The 15,467-nt window shown below is 47.6% G+C and carries 14 protein-coding genes; 12 read left to right on the top strand and 2 right to left on the bottom strand.

Features of this window, described 5'->3' with window-relative positions:
• Positions 1-71 precede the first annotated feature (71 nt).
• The 10 genes from IKW96_RS07705 to IKW96_RS07750 all read left to right on the top strand — a co-directional run bounded on the left by IKW96_RS07705 (position 72) and on the right by IKW96_RS07750 (position 9,537).
• Positions 72-1,508: a hypothetical protein gene (locus IKW96_RS07705; RefSeq protein ID WP_296572715.1), complete on the top strand. Its 1,437-nt coding sequence runs from the start codon at positions 72-74 to the stop codon at positions 1,506-1,508.
• Between the two features lie 210 nt (positions 1,509-1,718).
• Positions 1,719-3,242 carry a xylulokinase gene (xylB, locus tag IKW96_RS07710; protein WP_296572718.1) on the top strand — a complete coding sequence of 508 codons (1,524 nt, stop codon included), beginning with the start codon at positions 1,719-1,721 and terminating at the stop codon, positions 3,240-3,242.
• A gap of 9 nt (positions 3,243-3,251) precedes the next feature.
• The gene (locus tag IKW96_RS07715) at positions 3,252-3,752 is read left to right on the top strand and encodes a GNAT family N-acetyltransferase (protein WP_296572721.1); all 501 of its coding nucleotides are present in this window, start codon (positions 3,252-3,254) and stop codon (positions 3,750-3,752) included.
• 289 nt (positions 3,753-4,041) lie between these two features.
• Positions 4,042-4,419, top strand: coding sequence for a metal-dependent transcriptional regulator (locus IKW96_RS07720; RefSeq protein ID WP_296572724.1), 378 nt, complete (start codon positions 4,042-4,044; stop codon positions 4,417-4,419).
• 32 nt (positions 4,420-4,451) lie between these two features.
• Positions 4,452-5,834 (top strand): hypothetical protein, encoded by a 1,383-nt coding sequence (locus IKW96_RS07725; RefSeq protein ID WP_296572727.1) that lies wholly within the window; start codon positions 4,452-4,454, stop codon positions 5,832-5,834.
• Positions 5,831-7,207, top strand: a complete 1,377-nt coding sequence (murD, locus tag IKW96_RS07730; protein ID WP_296572730.1) for a UDP-N-acetylmuramoyl-L-alanine--D-glutamate ligase — start codon at positions 5,831-5,833, stop codon at positions 7,205-7,207. The genes IKW96_RS07725 and murD overlap by 4 nt, the downstream gene beginning before the upstream one ends.
• A 42-nt stretch (positions 7,208-7,249) precedes the next feature.
• Entirely contained in the window at positions 7,250-7,498 is a 249-nt protein-coding gene (locus tag IKW96_RS07735; protein WP_296572734.1) for a hypothetical protein, read from the top strand.
• Between the two features lie 95 nt (positions 7,499-7,593).
• Positions 7,594-7,893 carry a hypothetical protein gene (locus IKW96_RS07740; RefSeq protein WP_296572736.1) on the top strand — a complete coding sequence of 100 codons (300 nt, stop codon included), beginning with the start codon at positions 7,594-7,596 and terminating at the stop codon, positions 7,891-7,893.
• Between the two features lie 426 nt (positions 7,894-8,319).
• Positions 8,320-9,183, top strand: coding sequence for a class II fructose-1,6-bisphosphate aldolase (gene fba / locus IKW96_RS07745; RefSeq protein WP_296572739.1), 864 nt, complete (start codon positions 8,320-8,322; stop codon positions 9,181-9,183).
• Positions 9,184-9,207: 24 nt separating this feature from the next.
• Positions 9,208-9,537 carry a hypothetical protein gene (locus tag IKW96_RS07750; protein ID WP_296572741.1) on the top strand — a complete coding sequence of 110 codons (330 nt, stop codon included), beginning with the start codon at positions 9,208-9,210 and terminating at the stop codon, positions 9,535-9,537.
• Positions 9,538-9,593: 56 nt separating this feature from the next.
• On the opposite strand, the gene IKW96_RS07755 is transcribed toward IKW96_RS07750, so the two are convergent.
• The gene (locus IKW96_RS07755; protein WP_296572744.1) at positions 9,594-10,895 is read right to left on the bottom strand and encodes a GGDEF domain-containing protein; all 1,302 of its coding nucleotides are present in this window, start codon (positions 10,893-10,895) and stop codon (positions 9,594-9,596) included.
• Positions 10,896-11,289: 394 nt separating this feature from the next.
• Here IKW96_RS07755 and IKW96_RS07760 point away from each other — a divergent pair, with 394 nt between their 5' ends.
• Positions 11,290-12,681 (top strand): sensor domain-containing diguanylate cyclase, encoded by a 1,392-nt coding sequence (locus IKW96_RS07760; protein ID WP_296572747.1) that lies wholly within the window; start codon positions 11,290-11,292, stop codon positions 12,679-12,681.
• Between the two features lie 36 nt (positions 12,682-12,717).
• Here the strand turns inward: IKW96_RS07760 and IKW96_RS14820 are convergent, their stop codons facing one another.
• Entirely contained in the window at positions 12,718-13,776 is a 1,059-nt protein-coding gene (locus IKW96_RS14820) for an NADAR domain-containing protein (protein WP_367112951.1), read from the bottom strand.
• 530 nt (positions 13,777-14,306) lie between these two features.
• Here IKW96_RS14820 and IKW96_RS07775 point away from each other — a divergent pair.
• Positions 14,307-15,467: alpha/beta hydrolase-fold protein (locus IKW96_RS07775; RefSeq protein WP_296572750.1), on the top strand; the 1,161-nt coding region annotated here is incomplete at its 3' end.

The following is a 15,467-nucleotide window of genomic DNA, read 5'->3' on the forward strand; positions in this document are numbered from 1 at the left end:
ATGATATAATATATTGTGTGTGACTTTAAGCCGCATAGCTTTTATATAGATAATCATTTTCGGAGGCAATAATGAAAAGTTTATTTGCAAATGTCTGGACAAAAAGAGTAGTGTCTGTTTTGAGCGTTGTTTATACATACTTCGTTATCAGACTCTGCTATCTTTCTATCTTCTACAATATAACCGTACATGAACGCACTTCGCTGTGCATTGCGCTTTCGGGACTTTCTCTTGCGGCGATAGTAGTAATGCTCTACACGAGAAAGCAGATACTGACGAGAATATGCAGCTTCCTGATACTTCCTGCAATGCTGCCTGTGGTGCTGCTGTATTTCGGCGAATGGGGAATGATAATCCCCATAATCGTTGTCGGTATAGTGATACTCCTCCTCTCAGGTGCGGGAGAGGGCGTAAAGACAGCTCTTGCCACAATGATACTCCTTGCGTACATCTTTACGGCGCTTGGATATTTCATGTTCACTTCCTTCTTCGTGGCTTCAACAAAGGAAGAGGTGATAGGCTCGGGAGTTTCTCCGTCCGGTGAATACAGATACAGGATAGTCAATACCATCGACAGCTCCGACGGCTGCACTTCTGTTTATGTAGAGCCGAATACAGCCGATATCAAGAACGCTTTCGCAACATTCAGCCTCAAGAACCTTGAGCGTATCGTCTATACCACAAGACCTTCCATCGAGGAGGTCGACGTAAAGTGGGAGACTCAGACGCGTCAGGACATCACAAAGTACTACAACTCCATATCCGACAGGATAGAGGTTACTCTCACAGACGCAGAGCTCAAGGACCTCGGATATACCTACGATAACAAGCTCATGCTGACAAATCTCTCCGCAAGCCGTAAATTCGCTCTCAACAGGACGGCTTCTCAGGTAGACCCCGTACCGATAGACCAGCTAAATCAGGAGCAGCTGGACTTCTTCGGCATTGCAAAGGACGCAGAGGGAAGATACTACGTTAAGGATCCTTCTCCCGAGCTTGTGAAGAAGAACGGCAGCGAACCCGGGGACAGGCTCTACTTCAACGAAATGAAGCCGAAAGCTCTGAAATATTTCAACAACAGGAACGTTGACCCTCCGACGGGTATCACATACTTCAATGTGCAGAAGAGCCATACAGTAATGCTCAACAGCCTTACTGACGAACAGCTGGCAAAGCTTGGAGTTTCCGACAAGGGCGACGTTATGACCATAGTTATCCACAAGAACAGCCACAAGTCCGTGGATGAAGAGGACGGGGAGGATACTCAGGACGAGCAGCCGACCTCAGAAGAGCCGACTGCTGAAGCTGCCTCCGAGGAAGGCGGTCAGGAGCAGACTGATCCCGCGGAGAACAGCGGCGAGGAAGCTCCCAAGCAGGAGGCGAAGCCTGCTGAAGAGAAGAAGGACGAGACCGATACAAAGGTCATTTTCCGCTATTATGTAGCCGAACTCGAGGACTATTACGACCTGGATTCGAGAAGGCTCTCACTTGAACTGCTCAATTCATAAGAATGTCTTTCAGGGCGCTGCGGACAGGTCTCTTTACGGGACTGTCCGCAACGCCTGCTGCTTATATTGACACAAGACCGCAAAAGAAGCGCAGAATGTAAAAAAATGAGCAAAAAACGTCTTGCAATGATCGCTGATATAGGTTATCATGTTTAACAGAGAATAATGCAGGGAAGTTTCCTGTAAATATACAAAAGGAGTTGCTAAAATATGGCATATGTAATCGGAGTTGACTGCGGAACAAGCGGTACAAAAACGGTACTTTTTGACGAAAAGGGAAGCGTTATAGCTTCAAAAACCATCGAATACCCAATGTATCAGCCTAAGAACGGCTATGCAGAGCAGGAGCCTGCCGACTGGGCTAATGCAATGATCGAGACTGTAAAGGCTGTTATGGCAAAGAGCGGAGTTAAGAAGGAGGACGTTAAGGGCATCGGTATTTCCGGTCAGATGCACGGACTTGTTATGCTTGACAAGGACAACAACGTACTTCGCCGTTCCATTATCTGGTGCGATCAGAGAACAGCTGCCGAGGTCGAGGAAATGAACCGTATCGTCGGCAGAGAAAAGCTCGTTGAGATAACTGCCAACCCTGCCCTCACAGGCTGGACAGCTGCAAAGATCCTTTGGGTAAAGAACAACGAACCCGAGGTATTCTCAAAGGTAGCTCATATCCTTCTTCCTAAGGATTACCTCAGACTTATCCTCACAGGCGAGTATGCAACAGAAGTTTCAGACGCTTCCGGTATGCAGCTCCTGGACGTTCCGAACCGCAAGTGGTCTGACGAGCTCCTCAGCGCTTTCGAGATCGACAAGAACTGGCTCGGAAAGGTCCATGAGAGCTGTGAGGTAACAGGCAAGCTCACAAAGAAAATGGCTGAGACACTCGGTCTCTGCGAGGGAACTATCGTAGTAGGCGGCGCAGGCGACAATGCTGCGGCAGCTGTCGGTACAGGCGTTGTTGAGGACGGTAAGGCTTTCACAACTATCGGTACATCGGGCGTTGTATTTGCTCATACATCGAGCATTTCCATCGACAAGAAGGGCAGAGTGCATACCTGCTGTGCTGCCGTTCCGAATACATGGCACGTAATGGGCGTTACACAGGGCGCAGGTCTCTCACTCAAGTGGTTCAGAGACAACTTCTGCATGACAGAAAAGGAAACTGCAAAGCTCATGGGCGTTGACGAGTACTACCTCATGGACAAGCAGGCCGAAACTGTTCCCGTAGGCGCAAACAGACTTCTCTATCTGCCTTACCTCATGGGCGAGAGAACTCCTCACCTCGATCCTGACGCAAGAGGCGTATTCTTCGGACTTTCTGCTATCCACACAAGAAAGGATATGCTCCGCGCTGTAATGGAGGGCGTTACCTATTCTCTCCGTGACTGCGTTGAGGTATTCCGCGAAATGAACGTAAACGTAAGCGACATGATGGCTTGCGGCGGCGGCGGATCATCACCGCTCTGGAGAAGTATGCTGGCTGATCTCTACAACTGCAATGTAAAGACTGTTGCTTCAAAGGAAGGTCCCGCACTGGGCGTTGCTATCCTTGCAAGCGTTGGCGCAGGCATCTACAGCAGTGTTCCCGAGGCTTGCGGAGCTATCATCAAGACTGACAAGGTCCAGGCTCCGAAGGCTGAGAACGTTCCCGAGTATGAGAAGTACTATCAGCTCTACAGGGAGATATATCCTGCACTCAAGGCTCAGTACGCAAAGCTTGCTGCTCTCTGATAACTGCCTGTGATAGATACCGAAAGACTTTTTATCCGTCCGTTCCGCCCGAGCGACGCGGAGGACGTGTTTGAATGGCGCTCAGACCCCGAGGTGAACAGATTCATGCCATATCCCTGCGACGGGAGCATTGAGGAGCTTCGGGAAAGAATAGGCGAATGGATCGCAGATAATGACAAGTTTGCCATAGAGCTCAGGGAGACAGGCAAGGTCATCGGCGATATCAGCCTTGAATGGAGCGAAAAGGACAAGTCCCACGAGATAGGCTACAATATCAACCGCAGCTTCTGGAACAAGGGCTTTGCTACGGAGGCGGTCCGCGGAATGATAGACTGGGCTCACAGAGAACTGGGAGTCCGCGACTTCACGGCTTTTTACGCAAAGGAAAACGGAGCTTCCGGCAGAGTCCTCGAAAAATGCGGTTTTGTCTGCGAGCATACGGGACAGTATTCCCGTGACAACGGGAAAAAGGTCTTTGAGGCATTATTTGTGGGACTGCATATTGAATGATAACTAAAAGAGCGAACCTGAACGTGATACTTATATAGGACTTTATGCTTTTTTATCGGGGAGAAACCTTTTTCAAAAGGGTTTCCCTCAATAGAAAGTACAAAACTGCCATATAAGTACTACGGTTATGGTTTGCTCTTTTTTGTATCGGAGAAATTTGCGCGGATTGTGAGTTTTTCACGAAAGACTTGAAAATAAGTGTTGTAATCCTTGGCGTTTTATGATATAATATATTATATATGTATTATAGTCAGTGCGGACTATAACTTTTTTGTAAAGGAGAATCAGAATGGCTATTACCGAAGCAGTTGAAAACTACCTCGAAACTATACTTATACTCTCTCAGAAGCAGCCCGATGTCCATGCTATCGACATATGCTCGTATCTCGGGTATTCCAGGCCGACTGTGTCCATAATCCTCAAGAAAATGAAGGACGAGGGGCTCGTTACGGTCGATGATGATAACCACATCAGGCTCACGGATACCGGAAAGGACGTAGCTGAGCGCATTTACGACCGCCATACGGTCCTTACCGACCTCTTCATTTGTCTCGGAGTCAACCGCGATGTGGCTGCCGAGGACGCCTGCATGGTCGAGCATGATATCTCTGACGAGACCTTTGAATGTCTGAAGGCTCATTACAAAAAGCTTTCGGAGGGCAAGTGAGGTCACTGCTGATTCTTTTTCGGAGGGTCTAAATGGGTAAATTTGAAGAATTAAGGGAAAAATATCCCGTTTTTATTTATAAGGCGTATTATGTTAACGAAACCAGGGATACCGTGGAGATAGGCTATGAGTTCTCGGTGCCGCAGCTAGCGGAGTTCCGCCCGAGCTGGAGTTTCCGCAAGCCCGAGGGCTTCAAGGTAAAGGGCGACCTTTGCTTTGAGAGGCTGGCTTTTTCGCTGGGTATGGCGGAGGCTGTAAGCTACTGGAAAGCTACCTGTTCTCCCGAGTTCCGCGTGGAGTGCGGAGAGCTCGACGACGAGCAGATAAACTGGTGGAAGAAGCTGTGGTTCATGGGACTTGGAGAGCTTTTCTTCGTCAACGGCATATCTGCGGATTTCGACAGCTTTGTGAAGATAGTCCCCACAGGTCATTACGACAGCTCCCTCAGGGAGTTCTACCGTGAGCGCGAGGGCTGCCTTGTGCCTATAGGCGGCGGAAAGGACTCCGCCCTGACACTTGAGACTCTGCTGAGGGCAGGGAAGAAGTGCCTGTGCTATTCTATCAATAAGCGCCGCTCCATAACCGATACAGTCCTGACAGCAGGACTTCCCGAGGAAGCGCTTATCATCTCTCACCGCCACTTTGACCGCTCTCTTATCGCACTTAACGAAAAGGGATTTATCAACGGTCATACGCCGTTTTCGGCGATAGTTGCGTTCTCTGCGGAGATAACGGCTTACCTCAACGGACTTAAATATATCGTCCTTTCCAACGAATCCAGCGCCAACGAGAGCACTGTTGTGGGTCAGGACGTCAATCACCAGTACTCGAAGAGCTTCGAGTTCGAGCAGGATTTCCATGAATATGAGGAGAAATATCTGCGTACAGGACAGTATTATTTCAGCTTCCTGCGTCCTCTTGCGGAGTTCCAGATAGCAAAGATGTTCGTTTCACACAGGAAGTACCTGTCCGTTTTCAGGAGCTGTAACCTCGGCAGCAAGGTCTCGCCCGATATATGGTGCGGAGAGTGCCCGAAGTGCCTGTTCATAAGCCTTATCCTTTCGCCGTTCCTCAGTCTTGCGGAGCTCAGGAAGATTTTCGGCAAGGATATGCTGAGCGACCCTAAAATGAGGGAATACTTCATCGAGCTCATCGGTCAGTCCGAGCATAAGCCTTTCGAGTGCGTGGGCAGTATCGACGAGGTGAATTTAGCAGTATCACTGGCTATACGCAGGCTGGAACAGGAAGGGGAGGAGCTCCCTTTGTTGCTTGCGGATTACAAAAAGCGCGGACTCTATCATCCCGAGCATATTGATATGCTCAATGCGGAGTGCTGCGGTTCGTTCAACGAGCAGAATCTCCTGCCCGACGAATTCAAGACTATTCTTACTAAGGAAATGGAGCGTCTGCTTTGAACAAATTCTGCGAATATATAAAGAAATACACCGAGGGAAAGACGGTATGCATACTGGGCTTCGGCAGGGAAGGAAAGTCTACGTGGAAGATACTGGAGAAGTACTGCTCGCCGGAGGCGGTAGCCATAGCTGACCTCAATCCCGTTGACAGGGAGGCAAACGGACTTCCCGGGAGCGTTGAGCTTATATGCGGTAAGGACTACCAGAAATGCCTTGACCGCTTCGATATGGTGTTCAAGAGCCCGGGTATCGTCCTCGAAAAGAGCCTTCCGGAGCTTAAATGCATGATAACCTGCGAAACACAGGTGTTCTTTGAGGTGTACAGGGAGCAGATAATCGGTATTACGGGAACAAAGGGCAAAAGTACCGTTACATCGCTGATATACCACGTTCTCCATGAGAGCGGCGTGGACTGCCGTATCGCTGGAAATATCGGTATTCCCGTGTTTGACATTGCAGAGGGCATGAACGATGACACGGTCGTTGTCTGCGAGCTCTCCTGCCACCAGCTCGAATATATGACCGTATCCCCAAGGTCGGCGATATTCCTCAATCTCTATGAGGAGCACCTCGACCACTACGGCACTATGGAGAACTACTACAATGCCAAGAAGAACATTTATCTTCATCAGGACGTATGCGATGTCCTGTGGTGCAACAGCAGCATTGTTTCCGATGATATGCCGTCTATTGTGGTAACTGTCTCGAATACCGACGATTCCGCCGACGTTTACGTTGAGAATGGCGTGGTATGGGACTCGGACGACGAGGATTACGAGATACCCACCGATAAGATAAAGCTTCTCGGAACTCACAACCATTACAATATAGCCATTGCGTGGGACGTATGCAAGGATCTCGTTGAGGAGGAGGACTTCACAAAGGCTCTGTGCAGCTTCGATCCCCTTGCTCACAGACTGGAATTTGTTGATACGGTGAGAGGTATACGCTGGTATGACGATTCTATCTCAACTGCCTGTGCTACGGCAATATCGGCATTGCAGAGCGTTCCTAAGGTGGGAACAATACTCATCGGCGGCATGGACAGAGGTATCGACTATCAGTCCCTTGTGGACTTCCTTTCGGGCTTCGATGTGCGCGTTATATGCATGGAAGCTTCGGGCAGGCGCGTGTACGATATGATACAGGCGAGCGGCTCTTTCAGCAATAAGGAGCGTGTTCACTACGCAGACCACCTTGCGGAGGCTGTGAAGCTTGCCGCGGAGATAACTCCCGAGGGCATGAGCTGCGTTATGTCGCCTGCGGCGGCAAGCTACGGTATTTTCAAGAACTTCGAGGAGCGCGGCGACGCTTTCAAGAAGCTCGTGAACGAGCTAAGGACTAAGAATTACGAGCTAAGAACCAGGAACTGATTAGGGAGGGGACTATCCGCCCTTTTCTCAAGGAGGCTTATTATGGCACATCTGATATGCAGGTGCGGAAATGATATGTGGAACGGCGAGTCGCCCAACGATATCGAGTTCTGGGTGTATTCGGACAAAACTCTGGACGCGCTTTCCTTTGAGGACAGTATCCCGTTCCTTTCTCTCTGTAACAAGGACGATTATAATGTGTGGCGCTGTCCTGAGTGCGGAAGGCTCTATGTTTTTGATGAAAAGGTTAGCCAGGATAAGCCGTTATGGGTTTATAGGCTTGAAGAATGAACGATCTTAACTGCTGCAGGTCATGGTTTTATATGTTGCATGAATTTTGAAATGAAATTGATAAAATGTCTTAATAATTATGGAGGTAATCATTTATGTTTAAGGAAGCAGGCAAGAAATTAAAATTAGCTGCAAAAATCCTTTTTTGGGTAATAGCTGTTATAGGTACGATCGAAGGACTGGTTCTTGTTTCCAAGACGACATTCTGGGCTGTATTGCTTATACCGTTATCCATAGGGTTGGGTTATGTTTCAAGTTTAGCACTGTATGCATTCGGAGATATGTGCGAGAATATTGATCTGATACGCTCTAATTTTTATACAGTGACAACCATTATGGAAAAAAGATTCCCTGATCTGGCAGAGTCTGATATTGAAGATGATGACAATCAATAAAACAACAGTGAAGTAAACGAATAAATATGGCAGGGGCTGATGAAGGTATCAGCCCCTACTTTTTTATGGGGCTATCCGTACAAACAGACGGGCGGATATTATCCGCCCTGTGGAACGCCGAGGGCGGCGTTCCCTACAAGTTTATGTTCCATTTTGATAAGGTGCGGACGCCCAACGGGCGTCCCCGCTTAGTTCTTAGCTCTTAGTTCTTGGTTCTTAATTTCGTAACCCCCGGGACGTCGAGGACGCCGTCCCCTACAAGACCTTAGATAACTAATCACTGTGCACTGATTACTAAAAACTTGCTTAATAGACTATTATTGCTAATTTTTTATTAAACTCTTGCAATTCACAGCAAGCTATGATATAATATTAACGATGGGGTCTTGATCCCCCTTAAATGAATTCTCAGGAGGAATTATATCTATGTTAACTTCAGCTTCAGAAATGCTCAAGAAAGCAAGAGCAGGCAAATACGCAGTAGGTCAGTTCAATATCAACAACCTCGAGTGGACAAAGGCTATACTCCAGACAGCTCAGGAGTGCAATTCTCCTGTTATCCTCGGCGTTTCAGAGGGTGCAGGCAAGTATATGTGCGGCTTCGAGACTGTTGCAGCTATGGTTGCAGCTATGGACAAGTCCCTCGGAATCACTGTACCTGTTGCACTTCACCTTGACCACGGCTCATATGAGGCTTGCTACAAGTGCATTAAGGCTGGTTTCACTTCTATTATGTTCGACGGTTCACACTTCCCGATCGCTGAGAACGTTGCAAAGACAACTGAGCTCGTAAACGCTTCTCACAATCTCGGCCTTTCTATCGAGGCTGAGGTAGGCGCTATCGGCGGCGAAGAGGACGGCGTTATCGGCAGAGGCGAGTGTGCTGACCCTGCTGAGTGCAAGATGATCGCTGATCTCGGCGTTGACTTCCTTGCAGCAGGTATCGGCAACATCCACGGTGTATACCCTGCAAACTGGGAGGGACTCAGCTTTGAGACTCTCGAGGCAGTAAACAAGGCAGTAGGCGATATGCCTCTCGTTCTCCACGGCGGTACAGGTATCCCTGACGATATGATCACAAAGGCTATCTCACTCGGTGTTGCTAAGATCAACGTTAACACAGAGTGCCAGCTCGTATTCGCAGAGGCTACAAGAGGCTATGTTGAGGCAGGCAAGGACAAGCAGGGCAAGGGCTTCGACCCAAGAAAGCTTCTCGCTCCCGGCGTAGACGCTATCAAGGCTAAGGTTAAGGAAAAGATGGAGCTCTTCGGAAGCGTAAACAAGGCCTGAGCCTGACAAAAAGGAGAAATCGCAGTGGCTTGGGGCAGATATGAACAGAATTTCGCATATAATTATGATATGAATGCTGTTCTTGACGCTGTTATGCGTACAGGCGCTCAGTTGAAGCTGGGCGTTGTGAACGCTGACCGTTACCGGTACAGAGTACAGTTCAGCAACGGTATTTCCCTGACGACATGGGGCGAAAAGATCAATGTCGTGCTGGGAGTTCTTCCCGACGGAAAAACGGGATTACATATCGAAAGCGTCTCAAATCTCGGACTTGAGCTGTCTGCAAAATCCAGAAACGAGAAAAATGTTCTGAGTTTTATAAATACTCTCAACTATTTTCTTCCGCAGAGATAAAAATAACAGCCATAAGGAATCATGTTTCCTTATGGCTGTTTTGCATTTATAATGGTTTATACGGACTTTACGCAGTTTCTGCCGCTTGATTTTGCGTTATAGAGCGCTCTGTCCATACGGTTGAAGGCGTCGTCAAATGTATCGTCCGAATTTATTGTTGTAACGCCGATACTACAGGTTATCTGACCGATCTTTCCGAAAGGCTCTGCTGAAATAGTGCTGCGGAGTCCCTCTGCTAAAGCGATCGCTTTCTCGCTTCCTGTATCGTAGCATACAACTACAAATTCCTCGCCGCCCCAGCGTCCGAGGACTGCATTGAGGTCGCGTATGTAGTCGGTAATTATCTTTGTGAACTGTACAAGGGTAACGTCGCCTGTGGAGTGACCGAACTTATCGTTAACGTGTTTGAAGAAGTCGATATCCAGTATCATAAGCGATACATCGCGGTTCTTGACACTTTTCTCCCTCAAAGCGTTTCTTATCTCGGTCTCCATTCGTCCGTGGTTGAATACGTTTGTAAGAGAGTCGCGTGAAGCGAGCTGCTCATACTTCTTCATGGTCTCAAGGAGCTCTATGGAGTTCTCATGGATATTCTGAACCATGAATACGAAACGGAAATCGTCCTCATTGCTTGTTTCCGAACGGCTGAATATGAGCTTTACCCATATGTACTTGCCTTCAAGGTTCATCATAAGACAGTCAAAGGATGTGGTACGTCCGGGAGCAAGGTTCTTTTTAAGGTACTCGGGAGCTGTTCTTTCGAGGAAGAGAGGCTGGTCATCGGGCCAGATCATATTGATGATCATGTTTCTCCACTCGGAGTACTTTATCTCCTGCTGCATAACGTCATCGGAGATCTCAGTTACGCTGATACTGCTGGTAGTATCCATGACGAGGTCTATGTACATTGAGAAAAGATAGGTGCTCTGTATAGTATTGACCTTCTGAACTGTAAGTTCTTCATTTACGAACATACCCTTTTCGAGCTCGTCAAGTATGAAAAGATAGATATGGTTAGCTTCAATAGGATAAACAGACATCTGGACCACATGAGTGACGTCATTGTCGATAATGTTTACACGTTTGCTGTATTTACCGCGGAATTTGCCTTCATTCGGGATAAATACATGATAATCCTCAGTTATGTCATCGCCGCTGTTATGGAAGTGATACCAAAGCTTTTTGACAAGCTCGATATAATCTCCCTCATCGTCGATATAATCGGCAAACATACCATCTTTTTTTAGGGCTTTGTATTTATCGGTCTCGTCATCGGCGATAATTACGCAATCAACGCTGCTGCCGATAAATTTTGCTGCGTCTTCATAAGAATAGTTATCAATATTTATGTTGCTCATAAAACAGTCTCCCCCTAATGATGTGAAATATTTGTTTTCAACCTTTAAACGGTGAATTTGCCCTGAAATGATATCCATAAAAAGAATATCACTACCCAATAATATAATATCACATTTTGGCTAAATAATTGAAAACAAATTATGAACAGAAGGGAATGAGAGAATAATTTGTAGTTTTTACCAATTAATCCGTTCCCGTCTTGTTTAAAATGACAATTGTATTTTTGTGAGTTTTTACAGGATAGACTGTGTTTGGCAGAGAAGCAAAGTTCAAAATTATAATCAATACACACGAAGTTTATTGAACGTTATACATAATTGTGTTGACAAATAGCCCTGAAAATGGTATAATATTACAAGAAAATACAGCGCAAAGAGGCGCAGGGGGGATAGTATGGATTTTGAAAAATTGCTGGACGCATATAAGCAGAAGACCTGTATTATCTCTGTTGAAAGGTTTGAGGACGGTTCATACGGCAATATCCGCATAGTTACGGGAAATAAGCTGTACTGCGACGCGGTGCTCGAAATAAAGGGCGAGCAGTTCGTACCCGATTCTCCTTACGATCATTTCTTCCCGAAGGACCTTAATTTTGAGGATTTCTGCTACAGGAGCGCTTTCCTCGGCACTCCGCTGCATACCTATATAAATCTGAATGAACTGGGGATATGGGTCAATATGTTCCTGTTTCCCCTCAGATCCGACAAGGAAAACATAGGCTACTGCATTTATTCGTATGAGGCTACTCCTCACGCAGACGCAGACCGTATGTCCAATCTTTCGGCGGATACTGCCGCCGATGTTATCAGGACCTGCATAAAGTTGAGAGGTTCGGACAATACTGCACAGGCTTTTTACGATGTTATAGAAGATATCCGCAGGATATGCGGCTCGGATCACTGCTGCATACTCCTTACGGACGAGAACGAGCGGCAGTGTGTCACGCTTTGCGAGTCTTTCAGGGAGGGCAGCGGACTGCTTCCGATGGATACCTACCTCGACGAGAACTTCATTGATATAGCCGCGACTTGGAAGAAAACTATCGGTGCGAGCACCTGCGTCATAATCAAGGACGAAAAGGACATGAAATGGCTCGAACAGACAAATCCCTTGTGGCATGAGTCCCTTACCCAGGCAGGCGTTAAGAGCATCGTGCTCTTTCCTCTGAACTACAACGGAGAGACTCTCGGATATATGTGGGCGCTGAACTTCAACGTGGAAAATACGGTCAAGATCAAGGAGACCCTTGAACTCACATCGTTCTTCATAGCTTCGGAGATATCGAATTATCAGCTCCTGCAAAGGCTGGAGATACTGAGCTCCATAGACCTTCTGACCGGTGTTAAGAACAGAAATACCATGAATAATTTCGTCGACAGCATTCTGAGCGGACAGGTAAAGCTGAAGCACCCTCGTGCTATCGTATTTGCCGACCTCAACGGTCTCAAGCGCGTGAACGACGAGGGCGGTCATGTTGCGGGAGATAATACCCTCAGAACGGCGGCTTCGCTGATAAATGGAGTTTTTTACGACTGCGACGTTTACCGCGCAGGCGGCGACGAGTTCATGGTGATCGCGGCAGGAACAGCTGCGGAAGAGCTGGAAAGCAGAGTGGCTCAGCTCCGTTCACAGGCGGAAAAGACGGAAAATGTCCGTTTTGCCATCGGAACGAGCTCCTTTGAGAAGAACAGCGATATACTTACAGCCATGAGATATGCCGACGAGAAGATGTACGTTGACAAGAAGAATTACTATCAGAAAAATCCGGGGCTTAAATACAGATAAAAGCTGTGATACATTGTATCACAGCTTTTTTAGTTCCTATTCATGTGCTCTGAGAGAATCGCGGACTTCCATAAGTGCAAAGCCGAGGATATTCTGTCCCGACCACTTTTCCGCGTTGAGCCGGCTCTCGTCGCGGAGGTCTATACCGCAGGCCCAGACCTTGTCGTTTACCGCACATTCAACAAGATATGCGTCCCCTGTGTCAAGGAGGAGCTTCCTGAGGCCGTCGTTCTGCGAAAACTTCGCGTAAAGTCCTTTCAGGGCGATGAGCTGGCGCCTGCCTGCCCATACATTGTCGATGTAGTTCTGAGCCTTCCTGCCGAGGGACTTCTGCATAGCCGTGTCATCTGTGGCAAGGATATCCTTGGCGGTAATGCTGTCGCCGAAGCACAGGCATTTGCTGTACATGATGTACTGCTCCATAGAGGTGAACTTTATGCCGTCAACGGTAAAATCGGAGAGGTACCAGTTGCTGAGGAAGCCGTAGGGCTCGTTTGCATTATGGAAAAAATATGCGTCGAAGGACCGACCGCCGATCCTGAGCTTGTATTCCGTGGGTTCGCTTTTGTCGGAATGTGCCGCACCGAATTTGCCGAGGATCTCGCTGCCCATTTCATAGGCTTCATCACGCAGTACCGAGAAAACTATATCAATATCAGAGTTTTCGGCTTTATGGAAGTCCCTGCAGGCTGAGATAGCGGTCTCCCATGCGGCTTTCTGAGGATATCCGTAGATACCTGCCGAAACAAGGGGGAAAGCTATGGACTTGCAGCCGTTTTCCTTTGCGACCATAAGTGACTGGTAGTAGGTGCTGTAGAGCAGCTTTTCCTCGTCCTGATCGCCGCCGCGCCATATGGGACCTACAGCGTGTATCACGTATTTGGCTTTAAGCTCGAATCCGGGAGTTATAACTGCCGAGCCTGTGTTGCAGAAGCCTATTTTATCGCAGGCTTTTTTCAGTTCGGCATAGCCTGCCGCTGAAAAGATAGCCCCGCAAACGCCTCCGCCTGCCGAAAGATGGTTGTTTGCGGCGTTGACGATAGCGTCTGTATCAAGGCTTGTAATGTCTGCTTTTACGATGGATATGTTTTTCACTGTATTCCCTCGCTCTCTGAACATCATAATAAACAAATCAGGAAGCAGTGAACGCCTGCCGCGTTCATGACTGCAATTTAATTATACCATTCGGTCGTCAGAAAATCAATAGTATTGTGACTGTAAGTTGAAAAAAGTTGTTAATGTAAAAACATATCGTGTTCAGAATGATATCATTTAACTGTGTATCGGCTGTATTTTGCATTCCGGCATATTTGCGAAAGAATAAACAGGTGGTATATGAAATTTATATATCAAATTTTTGATACAAAAGCAAAATCACAGATAATACACTGTTTTTTCACGATTTATCTATATTTTTAGGTGCTTTAAACTGTTGCTTTTGGACTGAAAATTAAAGATACGCAAGCAACTTTTGCACACAATGCATAACGACCGCAAGATTTGACTTGTTATTGAAAAGTGGTCAGTGTATAATAAGTTCAGATAAATAAAAAAAGAGCAATAGGCTCGATCGGGGATTACTGAAATCATAAATTTGCTTTTTAAAAAACAAAGGAGTGATTGAAGTGAAAATTTCAAAAATCAAGAAGGTCATCAGCGGAACCGTATCTGTAATGATGATCGCAGCAAGCGTTCCGTTTTCAACTTCAGCTGCTGTTGGAAACATCGATTTAGGTAACGTTTCCGACGGTAAAGTAGAAGGCGGCTTCGGCGGCCAGGCAGGCGGCTGGGACATGGGCGGCTTCGGCGGCGGCCAGGGCGGCTTTGATATGAGCCAGTTCGGCGGCGGCCAGGGCGGCTTCGACATGAGCCAGTTCGGCGGCGGCGGCCAGGGCGGCTTTGATATGAGCCAGTTCGGCGGCGGCGGTCAGGGCGGCTTCGATATGAGCCAGTTCGGCGGCGGTGGCGTCCAGGGCGGTATGGACTGGAGCGGCTTCGCAGGAGGATTTAACGGCGGCGGCGCTAACATCGGTTCAGACGCAGGCAACGGCGGTAATGCTCAGTCAGGTCTCAACGCTAAGATCAAGGGCGATATGCCTACAACTGTTCCCAGCGGAGCTGAGAAGAGCAGCCAGTGCAAGGTCGAGAAGAAGACCTATATGTGTAAATATACAGGAAAGCAGAAGAATTGTAACGTAATTCTGCCTCCTAATTATAATTCAAGCAAACAGTATCCTGTAATGTTCGTTCTCCACGGTATCATGGGCAGCGAAAACGACATGGTAAGCGGTATGGGCGTTCAGGAGCTCATGACAGGCCTTATGACAAGCGGTCAGGCTGAGGAGTTCATCGTTGTAACTCCTAATATGTTCACAAGTAAGACAATGAACAGCCCGAGCGGTATCAACCAGCAGACCTGTGCTGAGTACGACAACTTCCTTTATGACGTAACAGAGAGCCTTCTTCCTTTCATCAAGGAGAACTATTCTGTAAAGGAAGGCAGAGAGAACACAGCTATCACAGGTTTCTCAATGGGCGGCCGTGAGGCTATCTACTGTGGAATCATGCGCCCTGACGTATTCGGTTACGTAGGCGGCGCCTGCCCTGCACCGGGTATCACACCAGGTACAGACTCATTCATGAGCCACCCCGGCTGTATGCAGGAGAGCGAGTTCAAGTTCAGAAACGTAGGTCCCGAGCCTGAGGTATTCATGATCACAGGCGGTACAAACGACTCTGTTGTTGGTACTTTCCCGTCACAGTACAGCAGTATCCTTACAAAGAAC

Origin of the sequence: Ruminococcus sp. (genome assembly GCF_017549005.1) — a bacterium.
Taxonomy (GTDB): Bacteria; Bacillota; Clostridia; order Oscillospirales; family Ruminococcaceae; genus Ruminococcus.

Coding starts and splice junctions, on each gene's coding strand:
- IKW96_RS07705 (WP_296572715.1), top strand. CDS start 72: ATGAAAAGTTTATTTGCAAATGTCTGGACAAAAAGAGTAGTGTCTGTT.
- xylB (WP_296572718.1), top strand. CDS start 1,719: ATGGCATATGTAATCGGAGTTGACTGCGGAACAAGCGGTACAAAAACG.
- IKW96_RS07720 (WP_296572724.1), top strand. CDS start 4,042: ATGGCTATTACCGAAGCAGTTGAAAACTACCTCGAAACTATACTTATA.
- IKW96_RS07725 (WP_296572727.1), top strand. CDS start 4,452: ATGGGTAAATTTGAAGAATTAAGGGAAAAATATCCCGTTTTTATTTAT.
- IKW96_RS07735 (WP_296572734.1), top strand. CDS start 7,250: ATGGCACATCTGATATGCAGGTGCGGAAATGATATGTGGAACGGCGAG.
- IKW96_RS07740 (WP_296572736.1), top strand. CDS start 7,594: ATGTTTAAGGAAGCAGGCAAGAAATTAAAATTAGCTGCAAAAATCCTT.
- fba (WP_296572739.1), top strand. CDS start 8,320: ATGTTAACTTCAGCTTCAGAAATGCTCAAGAAAGCAAGAGCAGGCAAA.
- IKW96_RS07755 (WP_296572744.1), bottom strand. CDS start 10,895: ATGAGCAACATAAATATTGATAACTATTCTTATGAAGACGCAGCAAAA.
- IKW96_RS07760 (WP_296572747.1), top strand. CDS start 11,290: ATGGATTTTGAAAAATTGCTGGACGCATATAAGCAGAAGACCTGTATT.